The sequence below is a fragment of the Brevundimonas sp. FV2ps16 genome, assembly GCF_058681075.1.
On the sequence record NZ_CM178728.1, the window covers coordinates 274,659 to 300,992 of the forward strand.

Annotated in this window: 20 protein-coding genes, 1 tRNA gene and 1 riboswitch; of the genes, 10 read left to right on the forward strand and 11 right to left on the reverse strand. The window is 67.8% G+C overall.

All coding sequences use genetic code 11. The features are described from left to right. Window positions 1–40: 40 nt before the first annotated feature. On the forward strand, window positions 41–1,423 hold the full coding sequence (gene thrC, locus ACW170_RS01335) for a threonine synthase (RefSeq protein WP_492087914.1): 1,383 nt from the start codon (window positions 41–43) through the stop codon (window positions 1,421–1,423). A gap of 47 nt (window positions 1,424–1,470) precedes the next feature. On the opposite strand, the gene ACW170_RS01340 is transcribed toward thrC, so the two are convergent. Continuing rightward, window positions 1,471–1,779 (reverse strand): CsbD family protein, encoded by a 309-nt coding sequence (locus ACW170_RS01340; RefSeq protein WP_492087915.1) that lies wholly within the window; start codon window positions 1,777–1,779, stop codon window positions 1,471–1,473. Between the two features lie 104 nt (window positions 1,780–1,883). After that, window positions 1,884–2,303 carry a hypothetical protein gene (locus tag ACW170_RS01345; RefSeq protein ID WP_492087917.1) on the reverse strand — a complete coding sequence of 140 codons (420 nt, stop codon included), beginning with the start codon at window positions 2,301–2,303 and terminating at the stop codon, window positions 1,884–1,886. 145 nt (window positions 2,304–2,448) lie between these two features. Between ACW170_RS01345 and ACW170_RS01350 the strand changes: the two genes are divergently transcribed. Continuing rightward, a complete protein-coding gene (locus tag ACW170_RS01350) occupies window positions 2,449–2,850 on the forward strand; it encodes a hypothetical protein (RefSeq protein WP_492087918.1) in 402 nt (133 codons plus the stop codon). A 112-nt stretch (window positions 2,851–2,962) separates the two neighbouring features. Here the strand turns inward: ACW170_RS01350 and ACW170_RS01355 are convergent, their stop codons facing one another. The 4 genes from ACW170_RS01355 to ACW170_RS01370 all read right to left on the reverse strand — a co-directional run bounded on the left by ACW170_RS01355 (window position 2,963) and on the right by ACW170_RS01370 (window position 6,523). Then, on the reverse strand, window positions 2,963–3,247 hold the full coding sequence (locus ACW170_RS01355) for a hypothetical protein (protein WP_492087919.1): 285 nt from the start codon (window positions 3,245–3,247) through the stop codon (window positions 2,963–2,965). A gap of 306 nt (window positions 3,248–3,553) precedes the next feature. Further along, on the reverse strand, window positions 3,554–4,510 hold the full coding sequence (gene thrB, locus ACW170_RS01360; RefSeq protein WP_492087920.1) for a homoserine kinase: 957 nt from the start codon (window positions 4,508–4,510) through the stop codon (window positions 3,554–3,556). 3 nt (window positions 4,511–4,513) lie between these two features. Continuing rightward, a complete protein-coding gene (locus tag ACW170_RS01365) occupies window positions 4,514–6,259 on the reverse strand; it encodes an amino acid kinase family protein (RefSeq protein ID WP_492087921.1) in 1,746 nt (581 codons plus the stop codon). A 102-nt stretch (window positions 6,260–6,361) separates the two neighbouring features. After that, complete coding sequence (locus tag ACW170_RS01370; RefSeq protein WP_492087922.1) at window positions 6,362–6,523, reverse strand: hypothetical protein; 162 nt, start codon at window positions 6,521–6,523, stop codon at window positions 6,362–6,364. 169 nt (window positions 6,524–6,692) lie between these two features. Then, window positions 6,693–6,805, forward strand: a riboswitch (SAM riboswitch). A gap of 79 nt (window positions 6,806–6,884) precedes the next feature. On the opposite strand from ACW170_RS01370, the gene metX reads away from it, so the two are divergent. The 4 genes from metX (at window position 6,885) to ACW170_RS01390 (ending at window position 9,707) form a co-directional block, all read left to right on the forward strand. After that, window positions 6,885–7,925, forward strand: coding sequence for a homoserine O-succinyltransferase MetX (gene metX / locus ACW170_RS01375; RefSeq protein ID WP_492087923.1), 1,041 nt, complete (start codon window positions 6,885–6,887; stop codon window positions 7,923–7,925). Further along, window positions 7,922–9,100 (forward strand): cystathionine gamma-synthase, encoded by a 1,179-nt coding sequence (gene metB / locus ACW170_RS01380; RefSeq protein ID WP_492087924.1) that lies wholly within the window; start codon window positions 7,922–7,924, stop codon window positions 9,098–9,100. Before metX ends, metB begins: the two co-directional genes overlap by 4 nt. 52 nt (window positions 9,101–9,152) lie before the next feature. Then, window positions 9,153–9,227: transfer RNA gene (locus tag ACW170_RS01385), tRNA-Glu, on the forward strand. Between the two features lie 213 nt (window positions 9,228–9,440). Beyond that, on the forward strand, window positions 9,441–9,707 hold the full coding sequence (locus ACW170_RS01390; protein ID WP_492087925.1) for a hypothetical protein: 267 nt from the start codon (window positions 9,441–9,443) through the stop codon (window positions 9,705–9,707). On the opposite strand, the gene ACW170_RS01395 is transcribed toward ACW170_RS01390, so the two are convergent. The 4 genes from ACW170_RS01395 to ACW170_RS01410 all read right to left on the reverse strand — a co-directional run bounded on the left by ACW170_RS01395 (window position 9,704) and on the right by ACW170_RS01410 (window position 15,160). Continuing rightward, window positions 9,704–10,648 carry a hypothetical protein gene (locus ACW170_RS01395; protein ID WP_492087926.1) on the reverse strand — a complete coding sequence of 315 codons (945 nt, stop codon included), beginning with the start codon at window positions 10,646–10,648 and terminating at the stop codon, window positions 9,704–9,706. The genes ACW170_RS01390 and ACW170_RS01395 overlap by 4 nt on opposite strands. A 4-nt stretch (window positions 10,649–10,652) precedes the next feature. Next, on the reverse strand, window positions 10,653–11,813 hold the full coding sequence (gene carA / locus ACW170_RS01400; protein ID WP_492087927.1) for a glutamine-hydrolyzing carbamoyl-phosphate synthase small subunit: 1,161 nt from the start codon (window positions 11,811–11,813) through the stop codon (window positions 10,653–10,655). Between the two features lie 113 nt (window positions 11,814–11,926). Continuing rightward, window positions 11,927–14,146, reverse strand: coding sequence for a glycoside hydrolase family 3 N-terminal domain-containing protein (locus ACW170_RS01405; protein WP_492087928.1), 2,220 nt, complete (start codon window positions 14,144–14,146; stop codon window positions 11,927–11,929). Window positions 14,147–14,377: 231 nt separating this feature from the next. Continuing rightward, window positions 14,378–15,160 carry a ZIP family metal transporter gene (locus tag ACW170_RS01410; protein WP_492087929.1) on the reverse strand — a complete coding sequence of 261 codons (783 nt, stop codon included), beginning with the start codon at window positions 15,158–15,160 and terminating at the stop codon, window positions 14,378–14,380. Window positions 15,161–15,224: 64 nt separating this feature from the next. On the opposite strand from ACW170_RS01410, the gene proB reads away from it, so the two are divergent. Then, window positions 15,225–16,394 (forward strand): glutamate 5-kinase, encoded by a 1,170-nt coding sequence (gene proB, locus ACW170_RS01415; protein WP_492087930.1) that lies wholly within the window; start codon window positions 15,225–15,227, stop codon window positions 16,392–16,394. Continuing rightward, complete coding sequence (locus ACW170_RS01420; protein WP_492087931.1) at window positions 16,391–17,653, forward strand: glutamate-5-semialdehyde dehydrogenase; 1,263 nt, start codon at window positions 16,391–16,393, stop codon at window positions 17,651–17,653. Before proB ends, ACW170_RS01420 begins: the two co-directional genes overlap by 4 nt. 71 nt (window positions 17,654–17,724) lie before the next feature. Here ACW170_RS01420 and ACW170_RS01425 read toward each other — a convergent pair whose 3' ends face one another. Then, the gene (locus ACW170_RS01425) at window positions 17,725–20,157 is read right to left on the reverse strand and encodes a membrane-bound PQQ-dependent dehydrogenase, glucose/quinate/shikimate family (protein WP_492087932.1); all 2,433 of its coding nucleotides are present in this window, start codon (window positions 20,155–20,157) and stop codon (window positions 17,725–17,727) included. A gap of 230 nt (window positions 20,158–20,387) precedes the next feature. Here ACW170_RS01425 and ACW170_RS01430 point away from each other — a divergent pair, with 230 nt between their 5' ends. Together ACW170_RS01430 and gltB are read left to right on the forward strand one after the other, a co-directional pair. Then, window positions 20,388–21,815, forward strand: coding sequence for an NAD(P)-dependent oxidoreductase (locus ACW170_RS01430; RefSeq protein ID WP_492089121.1), 1,428 nt, complete (start codon window positions 20,388–20,390; stop codon window positions 21,813–21,815). Continuing rightward, the gene (gene gltB / locus ACW170_RS01435; RefSeq protein ID WP_492087933.1) at window positions 21,812–26,323 is read left to right on the forward strand and encodes a glutamate synthase large subunit; all 4,512 of its coding nucleotides are present in this window, start codon (window positions 21,812–21,814) and stop codon (window positions 26,321–26,323) included. The genes ACW170_RS01430 and gltB overlap by 4 nt, the downstream gene beginning before the upstream one ends. Window positions 26,324–26,334 lie beyond the last annotated feature (11 nt).

Genomic DNA, 26,334 nt, shown 5'->3' on the forward strand with positions numbered 1-26,334 from the left:
GGGTGACGCCGCCGCTCCGGCTGGTTACGACCAGACCATTATGAGCACCTCCAGCGCCCGTTACGTCTCCACCCGCGGCCAAGCCCCCGAGACCGACTTCACCGACGCCCTGCTGCGCGGCATCGCCCCCGACGGCGGCCTCTATATGCCGACCGCCTGGCCCGAACTCTCGCCGTCCGCCTGGGACAAGGGCGCCGACTACAAGTCCATCGCCCTGCAAGCCGTCGCCCCCTTCATCGGCGACGCCCTGCCCGCCGGCGCCCTGGACCGCGCTCTGGACCGCCTCGCCGCCGGCTTCGCCCACCCGGCCGTCACCCCTCTGGTGGAGCTTGAGCCCGGCCTGTTCGTGCTGGAACTGTTCCACGGCCCCACCGCCGCCTTCAAGGACCTGGCGATGCAGCTGGTCGCCGCCCTGACGGACGAGGCCCTGGCCGCCTCGGGCGAGCGGCTGACCATTCTCACCGCCACCTCGGGCGACACCGGCGCCGCCGCCGTCCGCGCCTTCGCCGGCGCCCAGTCGGTCGATCTGGTCGTGCTCCATCCGCTGGACCGCGTCTCCCCGGTTCAGCGCAAGCAGATGACGACGGTCCAGGCCGACAATGTGCTGAACCTGGCCGTGCGCGGCGATTTCGACGACTGCCAGCGTCTGGTGAAGGGGCTGCTGGCCGAGGAATCCCTGCGTGAACGCGGCCGGCTGTCCTCGGTCAATTCGATCAACTGGGCGCGGCTGGCGGGCCAGATCCCCTATTATGTCTCGGCCACGGCCCAGCTGGGCGGCTCGGCGACCTTCGTCGTCCCCACCGGCAATTTCGGCGACGCCTTCGCCGGCATCGCGGCCACGAAAATGTGCCTGCCGTGCAACGGTTTCGTCGCGGCGGTGAACCAGAACGACGCCCTCGCCCGCGCCATCAATGACGGCGTCTATTCGCGCCGTCCGGCGGTCGAAAGCGGCAGCGTCTCCATGGACGTCCAGGCCCCGTCCAACTTCGAACGCCTGGTCTATGAGGCCACCAGCCGCGACGGCGACCGCACCCGCGCCGTGTTCAAAACCTTCGCCCGCGACGGCGCCGTCGCCTTCGATCCGGATCTGCTGACCGCCCTGCGGACCGCCGTCTCGGCCGTCTCCATCGACGAGATGGAAACCCGCGCCGAGATCGCCCTCGCCTACGAGGCCTGGGGCCGCGTCGTCTGCCCCCATACGGCTGTTGCGCTGGCCGCCGCCCGCCGCGTCGACCGTTCGACCGGCCCCGTCGTCGCCCTGTCCACCGCCCACCCGTCCAAGTTCGGCGCCTTCGTCTCCGACGTCCTCGGCTTCGAACCCGAGCCCGCGCCCGTCATCGCCGCTCTGGGCGATCAGGCGGAACGGATGACCATCATCGACGGCACAATGCACGCAGCTTTAGCCGCGATCCGCGCGCGCTGACACATAAGTCTCCCTCCCCCGCAGGGGGAGGGAGAGCGTTTTATTACCTACCGACGCCGCGTCAGCATCCCGACCAGCATCAACCCCACGCCCGCCACCGACAGGGTCGTCACCAGCGGCCGCTTGCGCGCCTCGCCGGCCACGGCCCGCGCCTTGTCGCGATAATCGACCGGGGCCTTCTCGACCAGCCGATCCACCGCGTCCATCGCCTTGCCGAAGGTGTCCAGCGACCGGCCCTTGGCGTCCTCGAACGCCCCCTCGACCTGCAGCTTCTGGTCGCCGACCAGCTTGCCGAAACCCTTTTTCGTCTTACCGGTCGCCTCATACGCGGCGCCCTCGATCCGTTCGTCGGTCATGTCTCTCATCCTCGGGGAGCACGGCCCTCATGGCCGCCTGACCAAGAAAATCCCGGAACCCGCTTCCGTTCCAGTGACGCGTGGACGCAGACGCCTAGCAGTCTTCAACTTCCCGGCGGCCTGTCGGAATCAGAGAGGACCCTGAACCCGTAATGCGACCACGCCACCGTAACTTTTCTCACATAGGGCAGCGCAAAATCATCCCTCCCCCTGACGGTCAATCCGTGGAAACCGCCGCTCGAACATCCCACCGAAAAATCGAAAAATTCGTCGATTTCGGACAGCTGACTATTGATCAATGAAAGCTCCTCGGCCGATGCTTCACGGTCGCCGATCGAGAATTTCTTGAGCTCGAGACGCGGCAAGGCGGCCAATTGCATCTCGACCTCGACGTCGAAGCACTTTGATCGCGAGCTTATGAATTGTTCCTGCGACCTTCGATATCCGCCGAAGGGGATGAGGGACGGACCTTCGCTCTGTTCGGCCCCATGGGCCAACAACGACGCCACAAGAATTCCGATCATTGGAGGCCGCCTTGGGCTGGGCTGTCAGGGTCAGTTCGAGCGCGAGATACTAGAGTTTATCACAACTTCCAAAGCGCCCTTGTCAAACTCGGCAGAGCGGCGAACATGAGGCTCCGCCTATTCGCGGCGCCCCGGAGCCCTCGCCATGTTGTTCCCCGCCGCCCTAGCGGCCTTCATCTCTGTTCAGGCCGCGCCTTCTGCGACCGAGGTTCTTCAAGGCTTGGACCTGACGTCCTTCCGGAACTCGACCGGCCCAGCCCGAGCGGAAGGCCTGCGACGTCCCGCCGACTGGTCCTTCTCGAATCTTACGGTGGAAGACGATGTCGCCAGCTTGCAGCGGACGGGCAACAGATGGCGGCTCGGCCTGAAAATACTGCGATCCACGCCCGACGGCGTCGTTGCCTGCTTCTATGATCAGGCGCTGAATGGCGGGAGCTACAGGGCTCAAAAAGCCCTGTTGATCGTCCGTGACGATCTGGGCGGTTATCGCGTCCAGGACCAGGACATTGTGGACCCCGCCTGCCTGCCCAATCCCGGACACGGGTGACCCTCTTCCAAGGTCTCCTCCCCACGTCGTGGGGAGGTGGCGCGGCGCCTCTTCGGCGCCGTGACGGAGGGGCTTTGGACCCGGACTCGGGGCGAAAAGAGCCCCGTCACCGTCAGTGGTGATCAGCCGCCCCAGGCCCATCGATGATCACCCAGGTAGCCTCATCCATTGCAACCATGACGTCCTGCCGCACCCACTGCCCAGAGGAGTCTCGCTGCCGATAACGACATCCGAACTCGGTCGGCTCCTCAGGAATGTCGTAGCAACTCAGCCGGTCGATATTGGACGACGAAATCGCAAGCACGCCCGCCAGATCCGCGCGGCTTGGACCGACTGATGACGCGCATCCGCCGAGGATCAGCAAGGTGGGCGACAGGATCTGGAGCAGCTTCATCATAAGGCCAAGCTATCACGCTTTAGGAGGCTAAGAACCTCGCGCGCGCACGGGATACGCCAAAGCCCTTCCCATCCTAATTCCGCAACCAACCCCCCGTCTTTTCAACCCCCTGGCGCCCGCAAGCGGCCCTCTACTCAGCGCCCTTCAAAACCGTGCCATACTCCCTGCCCGGTCTTTGAAAACTGAACCCCAGCCGCCCCGGCGAAATTGCACTCTTTTGCACATTGCACCGTCTTTTCCGCCCGGTGCAATTTCACCACGCGCCCGAGAATAGACGAAAATAGACTCCTTTTTTTCGGAGTCTAATCATGCATTTTCCAGCGCCCGCCAGTGGTCCATGCGGCGCAGGAAGACCGCCGGATCCTTGGGCGTGACCAGTTTGGACGGGTCGTGGAAGATGCGGTCGTGCAGGCGGGTGACGGTGAACCTCAGGGCCGCCGCCTCGCCCAGTCGCGGCAGGGCCGCGCGCTCGGCCTCGCTCAGCGGCCGCACCGCCTCATAGCCGCGCTGGAAGGCGGCCAAGGCCTCGGGCATGGCCCGGCCCTCGGCGTCAAAGCCCCAGGCCGACAGGGCGATGGCCAGGTCATAGACCAGCGGCCCGGTGCAGCCGAAGTAGAAGTCGATCACGGCCGACACCGCCCCCTCCTCGAACAGGATATTGTCGGGGAAATAGTCGGCATGGATCGCCCCGACCGGTAAATCATCCGTAAACGGATCATCCAGCCGCGCCAGCGCCGCCTCGACCTGGTCCAACAAGCTCCGGTCCTCGCCCGAAGCCCCCGCCGCGCACCGATCCGCCAGCCGTCGCCACATCGCCGGCCCGACCGGGTTGTCGCGCCGCCCGGCGAAGCCGGACGCCGTCTGGTGCAGCCGCGCCAGCACCGCCCCCGCCGCCGCCTGATCGGCTTCTGACGGATGGCGCAGCCAGGCGCCGGTCTTCCATTCGATCACCGCCGCCGCCCGGCCGTTCAGCCGCCCCAGCCAGCCGCCCGACCGATCCTCGATCGGCGTCGGGCAGGGGAATCCCTGCCCCGCCAGATGGGCCGTCAGCCCCAGGCAGAAGGGCAGAGACGCCTCGTCCGTCCGCGCCTCGAACAGGGTCAGGACGAACCGCCGTCGGGCCGAGCCTTGCCGGGTCTCCAGCCGGTAGTTGGTGTTCTCCACCCCCTCGGCGATGGCGGTCAGTTCGACCACCTCGCCCAGGTCGTAACCGGCCAGGAACCGCCTGGCCTCGTCGAACGAGACGGGAGTGAAGACGGCCATGACCTAGTTCAGGCCCGCGTCGGCGCGGCGCGCGCGCACGATCTCAGCCAAGTCGGCCATGATGCTCTCGGTCGTGGCCCAGCGGCCGGCGCCCCGGCCCCGGCAGCGCCACACCCGCCCATCGGCGCCATAGACCTTCAAGGCGTTGCCCTCGCCGCGCAGGCCGGAGAACAGCGGATCGCCGTGCTCGGCCGTCAGCTTGACCGAGGGCGCGATGACCCCGTCCTTCAGATGGGCGGCGCCGATCTGGCGCACCCCGCCGTCGGCCGATGTAGCCTCGGTCAGATGGTCGCGCGGGACCTCGCCGTCGGGCGAGCGGCCGAAGGCCTCGTGGCACAGCAGCCGCACCTTGGCGGCGGCGTCCAGACCTTCCAGATCCGCCGACGGATCCTCCTCGGCAAAGCCCGCCGCCCGGGCGTCGGCCAGAGCCTCGCCGAAGGCCGCCCCGTCGCCCAGCCGCTCCAGCATGAAGTTGACCGTGCCGTTCAGCACCGCCTCGAACCCGACCACCTCGCCGGCGGCGCGGGCCGCCCGCACCGTCTCGATCATCGGCGAACCGCCGCCAACCGAGGCCGACCAGAAGATCCGTCGGCCATGGGCCTTGGCCAGGTCCTGCAAGCCGCCGGGATCACGGCTGACCGCCTGTTTGTTGGCGCTGGCCACGTCGCAGCCGGCCTCCAGGGCGGCGCGGATGACCGCATGGCCCGCCTCGCCCTCCGACAGGGCCTCCAGCACGATATCCGGCTTCTTGGCCCAGAGGACGGCCGGGTCGGCGGTGAACAGGGACTGGGGACAGGCGACGTCGCGGACCTTCTTCGGATCGCGCACCAGCACCCCGACCACGTCATAGCGCGGGTCGCTGAGCAGCCGGGCCAGAACCCCGCCGCCCACCACGCCGCAGCCGGCGACCGCCACCTTCAGCGGCGGCAGGGCCGGGGCCGGTCCGGGCGGGGCTGACTTCTTGCCGATGACCGTGCCGTCGGCCCGGTCCAGGGCCGCGACCTCGATCTCCACGCCCCGGCTCTCGCCCAGGTCGATGGCGTCGTGCTGCACCAGGGCGCCGCCCAGTTTGCGCGCCACGTCCCAGGATGCGCGGCGATACCGCAGGGCCGGCGCGGTCCGGTCGTTCGGATCATGGTCGTACAGGCCGTCGACGTCCTTCACCAGCCGCACCTTCTTTAGGCCCAACTCGGCCGCCAGGAAGACCGCCGTCAGGTCCGACCCGCCCCGGCCCAGCAGGGCGATCCGCCCATCCGGCCGCACCGCGCCGAAACCGGGCACCACCACCACCTCGTGCCGGTCCAGCGCCTGTTTCAGATGGTCGGGCCGCAGGCCGCAGGGGCGCGAATGCTCCGGCTCGCCCTCGGCGACGATGCCCAGCTCCCGCACCGACAGGGCGCAGGCGTCCAGGCCGATCCGATCGCAGGCGATGGCGACCAGGGCCGCCGACTTCTCCTCGCCGAGCGCCACATAGCCGGGCAGCAGGTCGTTGGAATGGGCCAGGCCCAGGGCCCGCGCCTCGCCCAACATCTGGTCCGTCGCCCCGCCGAAGGCCGAGACCACCGCCACCACCTTGCGCCCCGCCCGCACATGGCCATAGACGGCCGAAGCCACCAACGGCGCCTCCGCCGGGCTGCGCAGGATCGACGACCCGAACTTCAGCACCACCACCTCGGCGGCGGCCTGGGCGGGCCGACTGCTGGGATCAGGGTTCTCGGACTTCTCTACGACGGCGAGCGAGGCGGACATTGGGGTTTCTCTGGAATGTTCGGAGGGGGTGGGGTGAATAGAAAAACCCCGCCAGGCGGACCGGGCGGGGTTCGGGTTCTGCGGTTGCCGGGGTTCGGCGCGCTAAACTCGTCCCGCCCGTGAGGGCATGGTGGTGGTGGTGCCGGTGGTGCCGCCAATAATCGAGCCGCCGAGGGTCATGCCGAGACGCGTCGCGGCGAGGCCGGCGGCGGTCGAAACTTCGGCGATGATCAGGCGCTGTTGCACAGGGCTGGTCCGGTTCAAATCTGAGCTTAGGGTGCTTGGATCACCCCCGCAGTGTCAAGCCGCATTGGATGATTTTTTCACGACAACGCACTTTTGGTCCGTTTCAGGCCCATTCGAACCGCACCGCCCGCCCCATAGGGTCGAATTTTTCTCTTGACCGGCGCCCTGGGTTTGATCAACGTAAGATCACTCATCAAGACCGGCTGAGGGATTAGGCCCTTTGACGCCGGGGCAACCATCGGGTTCCGCCCGAAACGGTGCCAACTCCTGCGGGGTCCTTCGGGCCGCGAGAGATGAGTGGAGCATCGACGAGGCGACGCTCCACGATCTGTCACCGCATCGAGGCTTGCTGAGGCGAGAACGATGCGGACGACGATAGATGACCCTGGCTGAAACATCCCTGTTTGAAGACCCCGAATGTCGGCCCGCGCCGTCGGCTGCACCCGTTCGTGAACGCGGCGGCGCCCGAGACGTGATCGTCTCCATCCCCTCCGATTTCCGCCTGGCCTCCGGCGAAAAGCTGAGCCAACCCAATATCGTGGGCCGTATCCATGGCCGCGCCGGCGCTCCGGTCGTTGTCGTGGCCGGCGGCATCTCGGCCGGCCGCTTCGTCCACCGCACCGAGACCAACGGCCTGGGCTGGTGGTCCGGCGCCGTGTCTGTGCGCGGCCCCATCGACCTGTCGCGTCTTCAGGTCCTGGCCGTCGATTTCGCGCCGGGCCAGGAGTTTCAGGACACCCCCGTCACCATCACCACCCACGACCAGGCCCGCCTGCTGGCCCTGGTGCTGAACCATCTGAAGATCGAGCGGGTCGCGGCCTTCGTCGGCTGTTCCTACGGCGGCATGGTCGGCCTGGCCTTCGCCGAACTGTATCCCGACTGGGCCGAGCAGCTGATCGTCGTCTCGGCCGCCCACCGCGCCCATCCGCAAGCCACCGCCTGGCGCGGCATCCAGCGCCGCATCCTTCAGTTCGCCGTCGCCGCCGGCCGGCCGGAAGAGGGCGTCGCCCTGGCCCGCGAACTGGCCATGACCACCTATCGTACGGCCGAGGAGTTCAACGACCGGTTCGACACCACCGCGCCACACGCGGTCGGCGGCGCCTATCCGGTCTGCGACTATCTGACGGCGCGGGGCCAAGCCTATCGCACCCACACCACCCCGGCGCGCTGGCTGTCGATGTCCGATTCCCTGGACCGCCACAGCGTGACGCCCGAGGCCATCACCACCCCCGTCACCCTGATCGGTTTCACTTCCGACCGGCTGGTGCCGATCGACGACATCCGCGAACTCGCCGCGCGGTTGCCGACCCTGTGGCGCTTCGTCGAAGCGCCTTCCCTGTATGGCCACGACGCCTTTCTGAAGGAGGACGCCTTCGTCGGCGACATCCTCCGCGCCGCTTTCAAGGACATTAAAGCATGACCCGTATCGCCAATCCGCACACGATCGCCGCCCGCACGGGCGTGGATTCGGACACGGCGCATGGCGCGGTCATGCCGCCGCTCTATCTGTCGTCCAACTATTCCTTCGCCGGCTTCGAACAGAAGCGGAAATACGACTACAGCCGCTCAGGCAATCCGACCCGCGACGTCCTGGCCGAAACCCTGGCCGAGTTGGAAGGCGGCGCCGGCTGCGTCATCACCGCCACCGGCATGGCGGCGGTCGACCTGCCCTTGGCCCTGCTGGAGCCCGGCGACCTGCTGATCGCCCCACACGACTGCTACGGCGGCACCTGCCGCCTGCTGAACGCCCGCGCCAGGAAGGGCCATTTCGAGCTGCTGCTGGTCGACCAGGGCGATCCGGAAGCCCTGGAGGCCGCTCTGGCGCTGAAGCCGAAACTGGTTCTGGTCGAAACCCCGTCCAACCCCCTGCTGCGCTTGGTCGATGTGGCCGACATCTGCACCCGCGCCCATGCCGCCGGCGCCAAGGTCGTCTGCGACAACACCTTCCTGTCGCCGGCGCTTCAGAACCCGATCAAGCTGGGCGCCGACTTCGTCGTTCACTCGACGACCAAGTTCATCAACGGCCACTCCGACGTGGTCGGCGGCGCCGTCGTCTCGGCCGACGCCGAGGATCATCAGACCCTGGCCTGGTGGGCCAACTGCACCGGCGTCACGGGGTCGCCGTTCGACGCCTATCTGACCCTGCGCGGCGTGCGCACCCTGTTCGCCCGCATCGAGCGGCAACAGGCCACGGCCGGCAAGATCGCCGAACGGCTGGCCGCCCACCCGGCGGTCAAGGTGGTTCACTATCCGGGCCTGAAGTCGCACCCGAACCACGCCCTGGTCGCCACGCAACAGGCCGGACCCGGCGCCATGCTCAGCTTTGAGCTGGAAGGCGGAACCGACGCCGTCCGCGCCCTGGTCGAAACGCTGGAGATCTTCACCCTGGCCGAATCCCTAGGCGGGGTCGAAAGCCTGATCACCCACCCCGCCACCATGACCCACGCCGCCATGACCTCCGAGCAGCGCGCCACCGCCGGCATCGGCGACGGCCTGGTGCGGCTGTCGGTCGGGCTGGAGCATGTCGAGGACCTGATCGCCGACCTGTTCCCGGCCCTGGACGCCGTCGTCCCGGCGAAGGCGGAAGCGGCGTAAGTTTTTGCTTGCAGGAGGGGCCGATCCGGGGCAAATGCGCCGCCCCGGCCGCGGTCCCTTCGTCTATCGGTTAGGACGTCAGGTTTTCAACCTGAAAAGAGGGGTTCGACTCCCCTAGGGACTGCCACCGGCGCCGATGATCGGCTGGATGAAGAGGCGTGTTGAGCAAGCGCTCCGCCTCCGGATTAAGATTTCAGTAAGTATTTTGTTCGGATCAGGACGCCAAGCCCTTCGATTCACGGACTTTTTTCGGACGCACTCAGGAACTATCCACAGACGCTGTGGTTAACCACACGTTAGCTCGGCGCAGAAGCGCCTCTCCCTCCTGAACCGAGATACCATGTTCATCGCCATCGCCCGTCCGGCGGTGGAGCCCCAAGGCCCCGACGCCGTCGCCGTCCCCGGCTCTCCCGTCATCGTCGAACTGTCGCCCCGCGCTCTGCACGCGCGCCTTCTGGAAAACGCCGCCCTCAGGCGGATGCGCGGCTTGGAACGCCGTCGCGAGCGTCGGCTGGACGACGCCGAATACTGGCTGCACGCCGCCCCGATGGCGGTGCAGAGGGCCAGCGCGCTGCGCGAGCATACGAGCTTCGCACCCTTGCCCTAACGCAGTTCGGGTATCCGCCGACGGAGCGACGCCTTCAGCTTGTCCAGCCGCTGGCCTGCCGACTTGGGGCGGACCCGCTCACGATGCTCGAAGCCGCCACCCCAACGGTCGTGGACGGCGGTTGCGAGGTGGGGGTGCCGATCATGCTGGTGGACGATAGGGCTGACCGTGCCGTCTTGATTGACCACCCTGCCATCCCGGAAGACCAAGCGATCCCCGGGCGTGAGGCCCAGGGTCGCCACCCGACCGTAGTTGGCCCGGATGGTCGCCGTCGTCAGACCCTGGTGAATGGCCATGTTGAAGGCAGCCTGGTCGGCTCCGAAGGCCCCGCCGATCTCGGACCGGGGCGTCGCCGCCAGAGACAGGATCAGCCGCGACAGACGCGCCACCTCGGCCCGCGGCCCCACGACCGTCCCCACACAGAGGCAGGCTCGGCCGCCTAGTTGGAGCGCCTGGGCCTCGCCAAACAAGGCGCGCAAGTACTTCATGTTGAAGGCGTGGTCGGAGAGCGGCGCCTCGGCCTCGATGAAGGCTTCCAACCCCTCGGGCGACGGCGTGAACGGCGCGTCCTGGAAGATCACATCGCGCACGTCGCAGGCCAGGGCAGCGCCAGGCCTGTCGCCCAGCAGACCCGCGAAGGCGACGAACCTCTGCATCACCGGATGGGGCGCCCAGCCGCGCCAGACCGGCGCATCGACGGCGGTCACGTCATTCTGGGCCAGAAAGGCGCGCAACTCTGGGTCGGCATCCACCACCAAAGCGACAGAACCGTCAAAAACGGCCCGCAGCGACAGCACGAACGGGGCGATGTCGGCCGCATCATAGCCGGTGGCGTAGCCGACCACCGCGTCCCCGTCGGGCAAGGGCGCGATCCGGCGTCCGACCTCCAGCGCCTGAGCCAGCCAGTCCAGATAGTTCGACCGGACCGCCCCCTGTTTCATGGCGTCAGCGCGGGCCCATCAGATCGGCGAACCGATCGAACAGATACAGGCTGTCGGCCGGCCCGGGCGAAGCCTCGGGGTGGTGCTGGACGCTGAAGATCGGCTTGTCCTTGACCGCGATGCCGCAGTTTGTGCCGTCGAACAGGCTGACGTGGGTTTCGGTGACGGCGTCGGGCAGGCTGTCGCGATCGACGGCGAAGCCGTGGTTCATCGACACGATCTCGACCTTGCCGGTGGTCAGATCCTTGACCGGATGGTTGGCGCCGTGGTGGCCCTGTTCCATCTTCACCGTCTTGGCGCCCAGGGCCAGGGCCAGCATCTGGTGGCCCAGGCAGATGCCCATCAGGGGCTTGCCGCTGGCGACCAGTTTCTGGATCTCGGGCACCGCGTATTCGCCGGTCGCGGCCGGATCGCCCGGACCGTTCGACAGGACGACGCCGTCGGGATTGCGCGCCAGAACCTCTTCCGCCGTCGTCGTGGCCGGGACCACGGTGATCCGCGCGCCGGTCGAGGCCAGGGCGCGCAGGATGTTGCGCTTCACCCCATAGTCGATGACAACCACGGCCTTGCGGCCTTGCGTCTTCGGATGGCCTTCCGGCCATTCCCACAGGCCCTCGTCCCATTCGAACGCCTGCAGCGTCGAGGCGGGCTTGGCCAGGTCCAGGCCGACCAGACCGGTCCAGGCCCTAGCCTGGGCGATCAGGGCGTCCAGATCGAACTGGCCGTCCGGATTATGGGCGATGACGGCGTGGGGGACGCCCTTGTCGCGGATGATCTTGGTCAGGGCGCGGGTGTCCACGCCGGCCAGGCCGACGACGCCGCGCCGCTTCATCCAGTCGTCGAAGCTGGCGTCCGAGCGATAGTTGGCCGGATCGGTCGGCACGTCGCGGAAGATGGCGCCCCGCGCCGAGGTGTCCGAACCGCCGCCCATCTGTTCGATGTCTTCCACATTGGTGCCGGTGTTGCCGACGTGCGGGAAGGTAAAAGCCAGGATCTGGCTCATGTAGGACGGGTCTGTCAGGATCTCCTGATAACCGGTCATGGCGGTGTTGAAGACCACCTCGCCCAGAGCCGATCCGACAGCGCCGACGCCGATCCCTTGCAGGATCGTGCCGTCGGCAAGCGCGAGGACGCCCGTCGCGCCCGGAAGGATCTTGGTCGTCATGGGCGCGCTCCTACACACGAATCCGGCCTAAACGGAGGCCTCAGACCGCTGGACTGAACAAACGGCGGGGTCGTTAAGCCCTGCCGTGCGCCGGGTCAACGACCATCCGCATTCTAAGCCGGGCCGACCAGACGGAACTGGGCCGTCGAACCGCCCTGAGCATGGGGCGCCAACCACAGATCGAACAGGCCCGGCTCGATCCGATACGTATTGTCCTCGCCGATGAAGCCCAGTTGGCGGGCGTTCAGGGTGAAGCGCACAGTCTCGCTCTGGCCCGGTCGCAGCGTCACTCGCTTGAAGTCCTTCAACAGCCGCCCCGGCTGGGTCAGGCTGGCGACCCGGTCGTGGATATAGAGCTGCACCAGTTCCTCGGCGACATGGGCGCCCTGGTTGGTGACGGTCACGGCCACGTCCAGCGTGCCGGCCCAGGCCAGTTGATCGCCGGCCATCTGCACCGGACCATAGGCCACGTCGCCATAGGTCAGGCCGTAGCCGAACGGATAAAGGGCCGTATTGGTCGTCTCGCGATAGCGGGCCTTGTATTCCTCGATCGGCAAGGCGGGATTGGCGGGACGGCCGGTGTTCTTGTGGTCGTAGGAATAGGGCTGCTGGCCCGACTTGTGCGGGAAGCTGACCGGCAGACGCGCCGAGGGTCCGTGGTCGCCGAAGATGACGTCGGCGACGGCGTTGCCCATCTGCTCGCCCAGGAACCAGGTGACGACGATGGCCTGGGCGTTCTTGACATTGCCTTCCAGCGCCAGGGCCCGCCCGTTGCGCAGCAGGATGACCATCGGCTTGCCGGTAGCCGCCATGGCGTCGACCAGGGCCTGTTGCGGGGCCGGAACGACGATCTCGGTGCGCGACTGCGCCTCGCCGGACATCTTCTGGCTCTCGCCGATGGCCAGGACGATGACGTCGGCGTTGGCAGCGGCGCGGATGGCCTCTTCGATGCCGCCGTCCAGCGGGGTCTCAATGCCCGAGCCGCGCGCGACGGTCAGCCCCTGCGGATCGGTCATGGCGGCGCGGAAGCCGGCCTCCAGCGACACCCGGCGCTCGGGCGCGCCCCAGATGGTCCACGGTCCCCAGACATTGTCCACGTCATCGGCGAACGGGCCGACCAGTGCGATCTTCTGGCTCTTGTTCAGCGGCAGAAGCTGGTTGTCGTTCTTCAGCAGCACCACAGCCTTGCGGCCGGCCTCGCGTGACAGCTCAATGTGCTCGCGCGAACCGACCACGGCCTTTTCACGCACCGGATCCGTGCCGCGATAGGGGTCGTCGAACAGGCCCAGGGCCGCCTTGGTGGTCAGCAGGCGGCGCACCGCCTCGTCCAGCCGGGCCATCGACACCTCGCCGCTCGCCACCAGACTGGGCAGGTGTTCGAGATAGAGGCCCGAGACCATCGACACATCGACGCCGGCGTTGAAGGCGATGCGCGCGGCGTCGCGGCCGTCCTCGGCGAAGCCGTGGGCGATCAGCTCCTGTTCAGAGGTGTAGTCGGAGACGACGAAGCCTTCGAAACCCCATTCGCCGCGCAGGATGTCTGTCAGCAGCTTGCGGCTGCCCGAGGCGGGCACGCCGTTCACATCATTGAAGGCGCTCATGATCGACAGGGCGCCGGCTTCCACCGAGGCCTTGAACGGCGGCAGATAGACCCCGCGCAGCGTCTGTTCGCTCATGTCGGTGGTGTTGTACTCGACCCCGCCGATGGCGCCCGAATAAGCGGCCATGTGTTTGGCGGTGGCCAGGACGGCGTCGCGATCGTCCAGACCTTTGTCGCCCTGGAAGCCGCGCACCCGGGCGGCGGCCAACAGGTTGTTCAGCAGCACGTCCTCGCCGGCGCCCTCGACATTGCGGCCCCAGCGCTGGTCGCGGGCCACGTCCACCATGGGGGCGTAGGTCTGGTGCACGGCCGAAGCCGCCGTCTCGACGGCGGCGGCGCGGGCGGTGCGATAGGCCAGCTGGGTGTCGAAGGCCGCAGCCTCGGCCAGGGGCACGGGGAAAATGGTGGACAGGCCGTGGATCACGTCCGCCGCGAACAGCAGCGGAATTTTCAGACGCGACTCCTCAACCGCCACCTGCTGGATACGGCGGCCGGTCTCGGCGCCGATGCCGTTGAACAGGCTGCCGACCTTGCCTTCGCGGATCATGGCGGTGACGCGCGCGGGATCTCCCGTGCCGTCCAGCGGGTTCACCGCCGTCGGCATCCAGCGGAAGGGATCGGCCAGCAGGTTCAGCTGTCCCGCCTTCTCTTCGACCGTCATGGCCGCGATCAGGTCCTCGATCCGCTGGCGATGGCGTTGAACAGTGCGCGAGATTTCAGCGGAAACAGGCATGGGGAAGACTCCGGCGCCCATCAGGGCGAGAAGCCCCAGGCCAGACAAGAAGTTTCGACGGGAAGCCGAAGGCTTTATAGGTCGCGTCTTAATGGGGCGCTCCTTCGGGAAGTTCAGGCGGGGAAGACCGGACTGCGAGGTTCGTGGCCTAACCTCTGGCGACGGGCGCCGTCCAGACCCGCGCCGGATGTAAATGATGTAACTGCCCCTTGGGCGAGCGCGATAAGCGGCTCAACCCAGGGCTATATCCAGGAACATCATGCCCACTAGGCCGATCATCAGCCCGATCATCGAACTGTCGCCCTTGGACTGTTCGCGGGTCTGCGGAATGATCTCGGCGGTCACCACATAGATCATCGCCCCGGCCGCCAGACCCAGCCCCCAAGGCAGGGCGCCCGGCAGCATCCCCACGACGCCGGCCCCGATCAGCCCCCCGATCGGTTCGACAAGACCCGAGGCCAGCGCGCCCAGAAAAGCGGGCCCGCGACCATAGCCCAACGACGCCATGGCGGCCGAGACCGCCAAGCCTTCGGGCATGTTCTGGATACCGATGCCCAGGGCCGTTGCCAGCCCCTGGTGCATGTCGCCGCCGCCGAAGCTGACGCCTACAGCGGCGCCTTCGGGGAAGTTGTGCAGGGTGATGGCGATGATGAACAACCAGATGCGCCGCGCCAGATGTTTCGATTGGGCCGGGCCGATGGCCAGCATGTCCACCGGCGCAAACCGGTTCATCAGACCGATGGCCGTGGCCCCGATCAGCACCGCCGCCGCCATTGTTCCCGCCGCCCAGGCCTGGGACGCGCCGCCGGCCTGAAGCACGTCCACGCCGGGAATAATCAGCGAAAAGAACGAGGCCGCCAGCATGACCCCTGCGGCGAACCCCAGAAGCACGCTCTGGGTCGGCTCGCTCGGTTTCTTCAGGAACAGCATGGGCACGGCGCCGACCGCCGTCATCATGCCGGCCGCCAGACTGCCCAGGGCGCCGGCCGCGATCGGGGAAAGGGATTCCATCATTCGCCTGCTGTGGCGGTCGATACGGCAAGAGACAAGCCCGAACAGCCGCGTTAGAGAAACCTTCATGTCTCAGGTCGCCTCCCCTGCCCCGCGCCCAGACTCTGCAACCGACGCCGCCTCCGCCCTGGAGGCGGCGCGCCGGGTCGTGGTCAAGATTGGATCCTCGCTGCTGATAGACGCCGAGACGCGGCGGCCGACGCATGACTGGCTGGCGGCCGTGGCGCGGGATCTGGCGGCCTTGAAGGCGCAGGGACGCGAGGTCATCGTCGTCTCGTCCGGCTCCATCGCCCTGGGGCGGGGCCGTCTGCCGAATCTAGGTACTAGACTGGAGGACAAGCAGGCGGCGGCCTCGGTCGGTCAGTCCCTGCTGATGGCCGCCTGGTCGGAGGCCCTGGCGCCCCACGACCTGGTCGTGGGCCAGGTGCTGCTCACCCGCGACGACACGGAACGCCGCCGTCGCTGGCTGAACGGCCGCGCCACGGTGGAGGCCCTGTTGGGCCATGGCGTTATCCCCATCGTTAACGAGAACGACACCGTGGCGACGGAAGAAATCCGCTATGGCGACAATGACCGGCTGGCGGCGCGGACGGCCCAGTTGGCGCGGGCCGATCTTCTGATCCTGCTGTCGGATGTGAACGGCCTCTACACCGCCGATCCGCGCCGTGATCCGAGCGCCACCCACCTGCCCCTGATCGAGACTCTAAGTCCCGACATCCTGGCCATGGGTGGGGGCGCCAACGCCCAGGCCGGGGTCGGGACCGGCGGCATGGCGACCAAGCTGGCGGCGGCCCAGATCGCCCGTTCGGCGGGCTGCGCCACCATCATCGCCTCGGGCCAGACCCTGTCGCCCTTGGCGGCCATAGCGGACGGCGCGCGCGCCACCCTGATCACCGCCCCTGACGGACCCATGGCCGCCTACAAGCAGTGGATCGCAGGCAGCCTCTCGCCGGCCGGCGCCCTGACGCTGGACCCCGGCGCCGTCACAGCGTTGAGGGCGGGCAAAAGCCTGCTGCCCGCCGGGGTGACAGCGGTCGCCGGCGATTTCGAAAAGGGCGACTGCGTGCGCTTGATCGACGCCGACGGCCGTGCGGTCGGGGTGGGCCTAGCCGCCTATGCCGCCGACGAGGCCGCCCGAATCCGGGGCCGCCGCAGCGACGAGATCGAGGCGATCCTCGGCTATCGAGGCGCCTCGGTTCTGATCCACCGCGACGACATGGTTCTGGACGACCGATGACCGATCTTGAGACCCGAATGTTAGACTTGGGCCAGCGCGCCCGCACCGCCGCTGCGGCCCTGCGTGAAGCGCCGGCCGCCGCCCGCACCCGCGCGCTGGAGATCCTGTCCGAAAAGCTGACGGCCGCCGAAGCCGACATCCTGGCCGCCAACGCCCGCGATGTGGACGCCGCCCGCGCCAACGGCATGACCGAGGCCCTGATCGACCGACTGGCCCTGACGCCTGCGCGCGTCGCCGGCATGGCGCAAGCGGTAGCGACCATCGCCGCCGTGGCCGATCCCCTGGGCGTCGAGACCGAACGCTGGACCCCGGCCAACGGCCTGGACATCGCCCGCGTCCGCACCCCCATCGGCGTGCTGGGCGTGATCTACGAAAGCCGGCCCAATGTCACCGCCGACGCGGCGGCCCTGTGCATCCGCTCGGGCAATGCCGCCATCCTGCGCTGCGGATCGGACTGTCTCCAGTCGTCCCTGGCCATCGCCGGCCTGATCGCGGAAGCCTTGGCCCAGGCCGGTCTGCCCGCCGATGCGGTGCAACTGGTCGATACGCCGGATCGTGAGGCCGTGGGCCTGATGCTGAGCGGGCTGGACGGCGCCATCGACGTCATCATTCCGCGCGGCGGCAAGAGCTTGGTGGCCCGTGTCCAGGCCGAGGCCAAGACGGCGGTGCTCAGCCATCTAGAGGGGCTGAACCACACCTATCTGCATGAGGACGCTGATCTGGACGACGCCCGCGCCATCATACTGAACGCCAAGATGCGGCGAGTGTCCGTCTGCGGCGCGACCGAGACCTTGCTGGTGGATCGCGCGGGCGCCGAACGCCTGTTGCCCTTGGTCGCCGCCGACCTGATCGCCGCCGGATGCGAACTGCGCGGCGACGCCGAGGCCGTCGCCATGGTTCCCCAGATGACGCCGGCCGTCGAGGCCGACTGGACCACGGAATATCTGGCGCCGATTTTGGCGGTGCGGATCGTCGATGGCCTGGAGGCGGCGACAGCGCACATCGCCCGTTATGGCTCAGGCCATACCGAGGCCATCGTCACCACCGACGCCCAGGCCGCCGAACGCTTCGCCGCCAAGGTCGATAGCGCCATCGTCCTGATCAACGCCTCGACCCAGTTCGCCGACGGCGGCGAGTTCGGCTTCGGCGGCGAGATCGGCATCTCCACCGCCCGCCTGCATGCGCGCGGCCCGGTGGGGGCCGAACAGCTGACCACCTACAAATACGTCGTGCGCGGCCAGGGTCAGACACGGCCCTGAAAGATCAAGAGCCGGAGACGTTTCCGCCTCCGGCTCTTCTTCATTTATCTCATAGGTCCCAGCAAGGAAGCTTATGCTCTGCCCTCGGGCAGAGCATAAGCGATGACATAGTCGCCCTTCGGCGTCTCCATGAAGTGGTGCCCGCCCGCCATGATGACGAGGTACTGACGGCCGTTCTGCTCATAGATCATCGGGTTGGCCTGACCGCCGGCCGGCAGCACGTCCGACCAGACCGTCTCACCGGTCTCGATGTCGATGGCGCGGATCAGGTCGTCGGTCGCTGCGGCGATGAAGATCAGACCGCCGGCCGTGACCACCGATCCACCGTTGTTTGGCGTGCCAATCTCCAACGGCAGATGCGAAGGTATGCCCCACGGCCCGTTCTTGCGCGCCGTGCCGAATGGACGGTCCCACAGAGTCTGGCCCGAGCGCATATCGACGGCGGTGATGCCGCCGTACGGTGGCTCCTTGCACAGCAGCCCCGTCCATTTCACGCGCCAGCCGGCGTTGACGTCGATGGCGTAAGGCACGCCAATCTGCGGATCGCCCGCCCCTTCGCCCTTGGACAGGTTGCCGCCGCGCACGGTCGCCTCCTCTTGCTGGGCGATGTAGCGAGGGTCGTCGCGCGGGAACCAGCCCTTCTCGTTCGCCTCTTCCCGCGGCACCAGACGGTTGTAGTTGGGCATGTCGTTGTAGTTGGCGATGATCACGCCCCGCACCGGATCAACCGCCACGCTGCCCCAGTCCGAACCTCCGTTGTAGCCCGGATAGTTGATGTAGTGGTTGGTCGAAGGCGGGGTGTAGTAGCCCTGGTAGTCGGCCTTCTTGAAGTTGATGCGGCACAACATCTGGTCGATGGGGGACATGCCCCACATGTCGCGTTCCGTCAGGTTCGGCTTGCGCAGAGTGGCGAAGAGAGAGAAGGGCTGGGTGGGCGCGCGCTTGCCCTGTTCGGCGCCGCCCGTGGTCGGGACCGGCCGTTCCTCCACCCCGTGCAGCAGTTGGCCTGTGGCGCGGTTGAAGACGTACATGTCGCCCTGTTTGGTCGGCAACAGCAGCGCCGGCACGACCCCGCCGGCCGAGGGGAAATCGATCAGCGTCGCCTGCGACCCCAGGTCGAAGTCCCAGACATCCTTGTGCACCGTCTGGAAATGCCAACGCGGCTTGCCCGTCGTCACATCCAGCGCGACTAGGGCGGTGGAATATTCGTTCTCCTGCGGTCGGCGTGAACTGGACCAGTAGTCCGCCGAAGAGTTCCCCATGGGCAGATAGACCAGGCCCAGGGCTTCATCGCCCGTGGCGGTCGTCCACATGTTGGGCGTGCCCGGCGTATAGGTCTCGCCCTCCGGCGGCAGGCCGTCGCGATCGGGACGCATCATGTCCCAAGCGAAGCTGAGTTCGCCCGTCTCGACATCAAAGCCTTGGATGACGCCAGAGGCGTTCCAGCGCTTCTGACCGTCCAACACCTGGTGGCCGGTGACGATGACGCCTCGCACGATGACGGGCGGCGAGGTGATCGACACCATGCCGGGATAAGGGTCGCCCATGCCGCGCTTGATATCGACGGCGCCGTTCTGGCCGAAGGCGGGACAGGGGCGGCCGGTGCGTGCATCCACGGCGATGATGCGGCCGTCCAGGGTGCCTTCGATGATCTTGGTCGCGCAGGGCTGGGCCGGATCGGCGTCGGCGCGCGCGTGGTAGGTCACGCCCCGGCAGGCGGCCGTATAAGGGATGTTCTCGTCGGCGACCTGAGGATCATAGGTCCATTTCTGCTGGCCTGTCGCAGCGTCCAGCGCAAACAGCTTGTTACGCGCCGAGCAGAGATAGACGGTGTCGTCGATCTTCAGCGGCGTGGTTTCGGCGCCCCAGCGTTCTTCCGGCAGATCGCCTGTGCGGAAGGTCCAGGCCCGTTCCAGCCGACCCACATTGTCCTTGTTGATCTGGGTCAGCGGCGAATAGCGCTGCGCGCTGTCCGTGCCGCCCCAGGCAGGCCAATCCGCGCCCGTCCGTAGCAGGGCAGGATCATTATAGGCGCCGCGCGCACCCGGGAGAGGATTGTCCACCTGCGCCCGGTTGGCTTGGGCGATCACGACGCCGAACAGGATCGTCAGAACCGCGAGACCTGCGGCGCCCCCGCCCGCCAGCTTGCCACCGCCCCGTCCTTTCAGCACGGGTAGGGCGGCCAGAACCAGGAACATCAACACCAGCGGGCCGAACAGCCGCGGAACCTGGGCCCAGCCGTCCAGTCCCTTTTCCCAGAGCGCCCATATCAGGGTGAAGACGAAGGCCACGCCATAGACCCATGCGCCCCGGATGTCGCGGAACGTCAGCAGTACGCCTGCCGCGATCAGCATTAAGCCGACGACCATATAGTACCAGGAACCGCCTAGACTCACGAGCTGAACGCCGCCTGCAGCCAGCACCGCTCCGATCAGCGCGATCAGGATGCCCAGAAGCAGCGTCAGCCACCCTCCCAGACCGGTTGGCGTCGTCCATCGTGGCATCGGAGCCCCCGTTTCAACTATGGATGAAGTTCAGCCAACGAGCTGCGGCTCAGGGGGTTCCGGTCCGCATCCTCCCTGAGCCTTCAAACCGTTCCACCAACAGCTCCCTCGCCACACGTTTTTTTCTTTCGTCTGGGCATGCCCGGACATTCTTTGCGAATTGTTCAGCTGAGAACCGCTCACAGCAATAATATTTGCCTCAACTGGTCCGATTGCGGCATATGCGCCTTATGCATAAGACCCTGAAGCAAGGCGGGACTTTCGTCGTAGAGCCGCGCCGCCTATCCAAGGCCTCAGCCGAACTGCGCGCACGCGGGTTCGGAGAGATTACGATTCCGCCCTCGACCGAGACGGCCGAGAAACAGGCGTCGCGCTGCACCGACTGCGGCGTGCCCTTCTGCCAGAACGCCTGTCCGCTTCAGAACAACATCCCCGACTGGCTGCGGCTGTCGGCCGAAAACGAGCCGCGCGAAGCCTGGCGTGTGGCGTCCCTGACCTCGACCATGCCCGAGATCTGCGGCCGCATCTGCCCGCAGGATCGGCTGTGCGAGGGCGCCTGCACCCTGAACCAGTCCGGCTGGGACGCCGTCACCATCGGCTCGGTCGAGGCCTGGCTGGGCGATCAGGCCTTCGCCAACGGCTGGGTCGAACCGATCCGCCCGGCGGCCGAGCGCGGCGAAAGCGTCGGCATCGTCGGCGCGGGCCCTGCGGGCCTGGCCGCCGCCGACCGCCTGCGCAGCGAAGGCTATCAGGTCACCGTCTATGACCGCCACGACCGCGCCGGCGGCCTGCTGATCTACGGCATCCCCGGATTCAAGCTGGAGAAGCACGTCGTGCAGCGGCGCGTGGACCGCCTGATCGACGGCGGCGTCCAGTTCGTGCTGGGCTGCGAGGTCGGCAAGGACGTGACCCTGACTGAACTGCGGGACCGCCATGACGTCGTCCTGCTGGCCATGGGCGTCTATCAGCCGCGCATCCTGTCTGCGCCGGGCCGTGGACCGGATTCGACCGTGGCGGCCCTGTCCTATCTGACGCACCAGAACCGACGCGATCTGGGCGACGCCGAGGAAGACGGTTGGCACGAGGCGCGCGGCAAGCGGGTTGTCGTGATCGGCGGCGGCGACACGGCCATGGACTGCGTGCGCACCGCCGTCCGTCAGGGCGCGGCATCGGTCACCTGCCTGTATCGTCGCGACCGCGAGAACATGCCCGGCTCGGCCCGCGAGGTCGTCAACGCCGAAGAGGAAGGCGTCGTCTTCGAATGGCTGGGCGCGCCCAAGGCCCTGCTGTCGCAAGGCGACACCGTCACCGGCGTTCGCGCCGCGCGGATGCAACTGACCGAAGCGGCCCCTGGCGAGCGGCGCGACATCGTGCCCGTCCCTGGCGCCGACTTCGACATTCCGGCCGATATCGTCATCGAGGCCCTGGGCTTCTCGCCCGAACCGTTCGCGGCGCATGAGCCCAATCTTCGCCTGCGCGACGACGGCACCATCAAGGTCGGCTCCGTCAGCTTCGCCACCAGCCTGCCCGGCGTCTTCGCCGCCGGCGACGCGGTGCGCGGCGCCTCGCTGGTGGTCTGGGCCGTCCGTGAAGGCCAAGACGCCGCCGCCGAGATCGACCGTTATCTGAAGACCCGCACCGAGGAGGTCGCGGCATGACCGATTGGCTGAACAAGTACGAAGAAACCCGCGACCGCCTGGAAGCCGGCCACGCCTATGACCGCGCCTCCGAGCGCGACGCCTGCGGCGTGGGCCTGGTCTGCTCAATCGACGGCACGCCGCGCCGCGACGTGGTCGAATATGCGATCCGCAGCCTGAAGGCCGTCGCCCACCGGGGCGCGGTCGATCCTGACGGCCTGTCCGGGGACGGCGCCGGCGTCATGTGCGAACTGCCGCAGGGCTTCTTCGCCGACCAGGTCGCCTCGATCGGCCAATCCCTGCGTCCCGGCCCGATCTGCGTCGGCCAGGTCTTCCTGCCGCGCACCGACCTGGGCGCCCAGGACCGCGCCCGCGCCATCGTCGAGACCGAGGCCCTGCGCGCCGGCTTCTGGATCTATGGCTGGCGCCAGACGCCCATCGACCTGTCGGTGGTGGGGACCAAGGCCGGGGCCACCCGGCCCGAGATCGAACAGATCATGCTAGCCCCGCCGCTGGACGACGCAGGTCAGCCGCTGGACGGCGAGGCGCTGGAGCGCGAGCTGTATCTGTGCCGCCGCCGCATCGAGAAGACGGTCAAGACCGAGAACCTGGCCGCCGTCTATATCTGCACCCTGTCCGCACGCTCCATCGCCTACAAGGGGATGGTGCGTGCCGAGCTGCTGGGGAACCTTTATCCCGACCTGGAAGACCCGCGTTTCGTCTCGGCCTACGCCGTCTTCCACCAGCGCTATTCGACCAATACCTTCCCCGAATGGAAGCTGGCCCAGCCCTTCCGCATGCTGGCCCACAACGGCGAGATCAACACGCTAAAGGGCAACCTGAACTGGATGAAGTCGCACGAGATCCGCATGGCCGCACAGGCCTTCGGGGATCGCGACCGCGAGGTGAAGCCGGTGGTCCAACCGGGCGGATCGGACTCCGCCGCACTGGACAATGTCATGGAGGTGCTGGTCCACGCCGGGCGCCCCGCGCCGATGGCCAAGGCCCTGCTGATCCCCGAGGCCTGGGCCAAGGACGACGTGGTCATGCCGCCCGAGCACCGGGCCTTCTACGCTTACTGCAACGCGGTCATGGAGCCCTGGGACGGCCCGGCCGCCATCTGCGCCGCCGACGGCCGCTGGATCGTGGCGGGCAAGGACCGCAACGGCCTGCGCCCCCTGCGTGCGGTCGAGACCGTCGACGGCCTGCTGATGGCCGGGTCGGAAGCCGGTCTGGTGCCGATCCCCGAGAGCCGGGTGAAGCGCCGTCTGCACATCGGCCCCGGCAAGCTGATCGCCGTCGATATGAAGCACGGCCGTCTGTACGACGAGCACGAGGCCATCGATGCGCTGGCCGCCGCCCACCCCTATACCGAGTGGCTGGACAATATGGTCGATCTGGAGCCGATCATCGGCCCCGGACCTGAGCCGCGTTCGACCTTGGGCGAGGACCTGACGCGCCGCCAGATCGCCGCCGGCTACAGCCGCGAAGATCTGGACCTGCTGCTGGACGCCCTGGTGCGCGACGGCAAGGAGGCGGTCGGCTCAATGGGCGACGACGCCCCGCCGGCGGTTCTGTCGGCCCTGCCGCGCCCGCTGAGCCACTATTTCCGCCAGAACTTCAGCCAGGTCACCAACCCGCCCATCGACCCCTTGCGTGAAGCGGGGGCGATGAGCCTGAAGACCCGGTTCAAGAACCTGGGCAATATCCTGGCCCAGGAAGAGGCCCAGACCGACGTCTTTGTCTTGGACAGCCCGGTCCTGACCAACGGCATGTACGACCGGATGGTCGCCACCGTCGGCGCCGGTTCGACCGTGGTCATCGACTGTAGCTACGATACGCCGTCAGAAGACGCCCGTCCCGGCGCCGGCCTGCGCGCGGCGCTGGACCGGATCATGGACGAGGCCGAGGCCGCCGCCCGTGACGGCGCCGCCCTGATCGTGCTGACGGACCAGCAGGGTTCCGCGACTCGTTTGGCCGCTCCGATGATCCTGGCCACGGCTGGGGTTCACGGCCGACTGACCGCCGCCGGTCTGCGGACCTATTGCTCCATCGTGGTTCGCACCGCCGAGACCCTGGACCCGCACGGCTTCGCCGTCCTGGTCGGGGTTGGCGCCACCACCGTCAACGCCTGGCTGGCCCAGGACCTGTTCCAGGAGCGTCTGGACCGGGGCCTGTATCCCGGCCTGACGCTGCGCGACGCCTGCCTGAACTACAAGCACGGCATCGAGGCGGGTCTGCTGAAGACCTTGGCGCGCAAGGGGATCAGCGTCATCTCCGCCTATCGCGGCGGCTGCGAGTTCGAGGTGCTGGGCCTGTCCCGCGCCCTGACGGCCGAGTTCTTCCCCGGCGCCCCGTCGCGCATTTCCGGCATTGGCCTGGCCGGTCTGGAACAGGCGGCGATGAAGCGGCACAAGGTGGCCTGGGGCGAGGCCCTGCCCTCGCCCGCCATCGGGGGCTTCTTCAAGATCCGCTCAGGCGGCGAGGCCCACGCCCACGAGGCCAAGACCATCCACCTGTTGCAGGACGCCTGTAACAGGGGCGACTACCGCCGCTTCAAGCAGTTCTCGGAGGCCGTCCGCAATCAGCCGGACCTGAGCCTGCGCGACCTGCTGGACTTCCGCGAGGGCGTCGCCATCCCGGTCGATCAGGTCGAGAGCGTGTCGGACATCCGTCGCCGCTTCCTGACCCAGGCCATGTCCCTGGGGGCGCTTGGCCCCGAGGCGCACGAGACGCTCAACATCGCCATGAACCGCATCGGCGCCCGCTCGGTCTCGGGCGAGGGCGGCGAGGATCCGGAACGCTATCACCCGCGCGCCAACGGCGACGACGCCAACTCGGCCGTCAAACAGGTGGCCTCGGGCCGGTTCGGCGTCACGGCCGAATATCTGAACCAGTGCCGCGAAATCGAGATCAAGGTGGCCCAGGGCGCCAAGCCCGGCGAGGGCGGGCAACTGCCCGGCTTCAAGGTGACCGAGTTCATCGCTCGGATGCGCCACGCCGTGCCCGGCACCACCCTGATCAGCCCGCCGCCGCACCACGACATCTATTCGATCGAGGACCTGGCCCAGCTGATCTATGATCTGAAGGCCATCAATCCCGACGCCAAGGTGACGGTGAAACTGGTGTCGGCCTCGGGCATCGGGGCCATCGCATCGGGGGTCGCCAAGGCCAATGCCGACGCCATCCTGATCGCCGGCCACAACGGCGGCACCGGCGCCTCGCCCCAGACCTCGATCAAGCATGCCGGCCTGCCGTGGGAGATCGGCCTGGCCGAGGCCCACCAGGTGCTGACGCTGAACAATCTGCGCGGCTCGGTGACGTTGCGCACCGACGGCGGGGTCCGCACGGGACGCGACGTCGTGATCGCCGCCATGCTGGGCGCCGAGGAATACGGCGTCGGCACCGCCGCCCTGATCGCCATGGGCTGTCTGATGGTGCGCCAGTGCCATTCGAACACCTGCCCCGTCGGCGTCTGTTCCCAGGACGAGCGGCTGCGCGAGAAGTTCACCGGCACGCCCGACAAGGTGGTCAACCTGTTCACCTTCATCGCCGAGGAGACGCGCGAAATCCTGGCCTCCATCGGGGCCCGGACGATGGACGAGATCATCGGCCGCACCGACCTGTTGCGTCAGGTCCGGCGCGGCGGCTCGCACCTGGATGACCTGGACCTGAACCCCCTGCTGGTTCGGGTGGACGATGGCGCGGCCGGCAAGTGGGCGGACAAGGTGCGCAAGCCCATCGCCGACAGCCTGGACGCCCGGGTGCTGAAGGATGCGGTCCGGTTCCTGGATCGCGGCCAGACGCTGGAACTGTCCTATCCGCTGAACAACACCCAGCGCACCGTCGGCGCCGCCGTGTCCTCCGCCATTGTGAGGCGGTTCGGCGCCCAGGGGCCGGCCGGTCGTCTGAAGCTGCGTCTGGAAGGCATCGCCGGCCAGAGCTTCGGCGCATTCGCCGCCAAGGGTCTGGAACTACACCTGACCGGCGAGGCCAACGACTATGTCGGCAAGGGTCTGTCGGGCGCCGAGATTTCGGTCCGCACGCCCGAATGGCGCGAAGAGCAGCTGATCTGCGGCAACACCACCCTGTATGGCGCGACCTCGGGCCGCCTGTTCGTGGCCGGTGCGGCGGGCGAGCGGTTCGCGGTGCGCAACTCGGGCGCCGAGGCGGTGGTCGAGGGCCTGGGCGCCCACGGCTGCGAATATATGACCGGCGGCCGGGTGGTGGTGCTGGGCGCGGTCGGCTGGAACCTGGCGGCGGGCATGAGCGGCGGCGAGCTGTTCGTACTGGACCAGGCCGGCTTCGCCGAACGGGCCCTGAACGGCGACCTGGCGGGCGTGGCCGACATCGACACGGCGGCGGCCGAACGGCTGCGTGGGTTGGTCGAGGCCCACTTCGCGGCGACGGGTTCGCCCCTGGCGCGGCGGCTGCTGGGCGACTGGGAAGCCACGCTTGACCGTTTCGTGCGCATCCTGCCGCTCACGGACATTGTCAGGGCGGAGGAACGGCTTAAGACTTCGGCCTGAGCCGTTCCTTA

What these genes read in the sequence shown, in the direction of transcription:
- thrC (WP_492087914.1), top strand. Translation starts at nt 41, where the DNA reads ATGAGCACCTCCAGCGCCCGTTACGTCTCCACCCGCGGCCAAGCCCCC.
- ACW170_RS01340 (WP_492087915.1), bottom strand. Translation starts at nt 1,779, where the DNA reads ATGACCGACGAACGGATCGAGGGCGCCGCGTATGAGGCGACCGGTAAG.
- ACW170_RS01345 (WP_492087917.1), bottom strand. Translation starts at nt 2,303, where the DNA reads ATGATCGGAATTCTTGTGGCGTCGTTGTTGGCCCATGGGGCCGAACAG.
- ACW170_RS01350 (WP_492087918.1), top strand. Translation starts at nt 2,449, where the DNA reads ATGTTGTTCCCCGCCGCCCTAGCGGCCTTCATCTCTGTTCAGGCCGCG.
- ACW170_RS01355 (WP_492087919.1), bottom strand. Translation starts at nt 3,247, where the DNA reads ATGATGAAGCTGCTCCAGATCCTGTCGCCCACCTTGCTGATCCTCGGC.
- thrB (WP_492087920.1), bottom strand. Translation starts at nt 4,510, where the DNA reads ATGGCCGTCTTCACTCCCGTCTCGTTCGACGAGGCCAGGCGGTTCCTG.
- ACW170_RS01365 (WP_492087921.1), bottom strand. Translation starts at nt 6,259, where the DNA reads ATGTCCGCCTCGCTCGCCGTCGTAGAGAAGTCCGAGAACCCTGATCCC.
- metX (WP_492087923.1), top strand. Translation starts at nt 6,885, where the DNA reads ATGACCCTGGCTGAAACATCCCTGTTTGAAGACCCCGAATGTCGGCCC.
- metB (WP_492087924.1), top strand. Translation starts at nt 7,922, where the DNA reads ATGACCCGTATCGCCAATCCGCACACGATCGCCGCCCGCACGGGCGTG.
- ACW170_RS01390 (WP_492087925.1), top strand. Translation starts at nt 9,441, where the DNA reads ATGTTCATCGCCATCGCCCGTCCGGCGGTGGAGCCCCAAGGCCCCGAC.
- ACW170_RS01395 (WP_492087926.1), bottom strand. Translation starts at nt 10,648, where the DNA reads ATGAAACAGGGGGCGGTCCGGTCGAACTATCTGGACTGGCTGGCTCAG.
- carA (WP_492087927.1), bottom strand. Translation starts at nt 11,813, where the DNA reads ATGACGACCAAGATCCTTCCGGGCGCGACGGGCGTCCTCGCGCTTGCC.
- ACW170_RS01405 (WP_492087928.1), bottom strand. Translation starts at nt 14,146, where the DNA reads ATGCCTGTTTCCGCTGAAATCTCGCGCACTGTTCAACGCCATCGCCAG.
- ACW170_RS01410 (WP_492087929.1), bottom strand. Translation starts at nt 15,160, where the DNA reads ATGATGGAATCCCTTTCCCCGATCGCGGCCGGCGCCCTGGGCAGTCTG.
- proB (WP_492087930.1), top strand. Translation starts at nt 15,225, where the DNA reads ATGTCTCAGGTCGCCTCCCCTGCCCCGCGCCCAGACTCTGCAACCGAC.
- ACW170_RS01420 (WP_492087931.1), top strand. Translation starts at nt 16,391, where the DNA reads ATGACCGATCTTGAGACCCGAATGTTAGACTTGGGCCAGCGCGCCCGC.
- ACW170_RS01425 (WP_492087932.1), bottom strand. Translation starts at nt 20,157, where the DNA reads ATGCCACGATGGACGACGCCAACCGGTCTGGGAGGGTGGCTGACGCTG.
- ACW170_RS01430 (WP_492089121.1), top strand. Translation starts at nt 20,388, where the DNA reads ATGCATAAGACCCTGAAGCAAGGCGGGACTTTCGTCGTAGAGCCGCGC.
- gltB (WP_492087933.1), top strand. Translation starts at nt 21,812, where the DNA reads ATGACCGATTGGCTGAACAAGTACGAAGAAACCCGCGACCGCCTGGAA.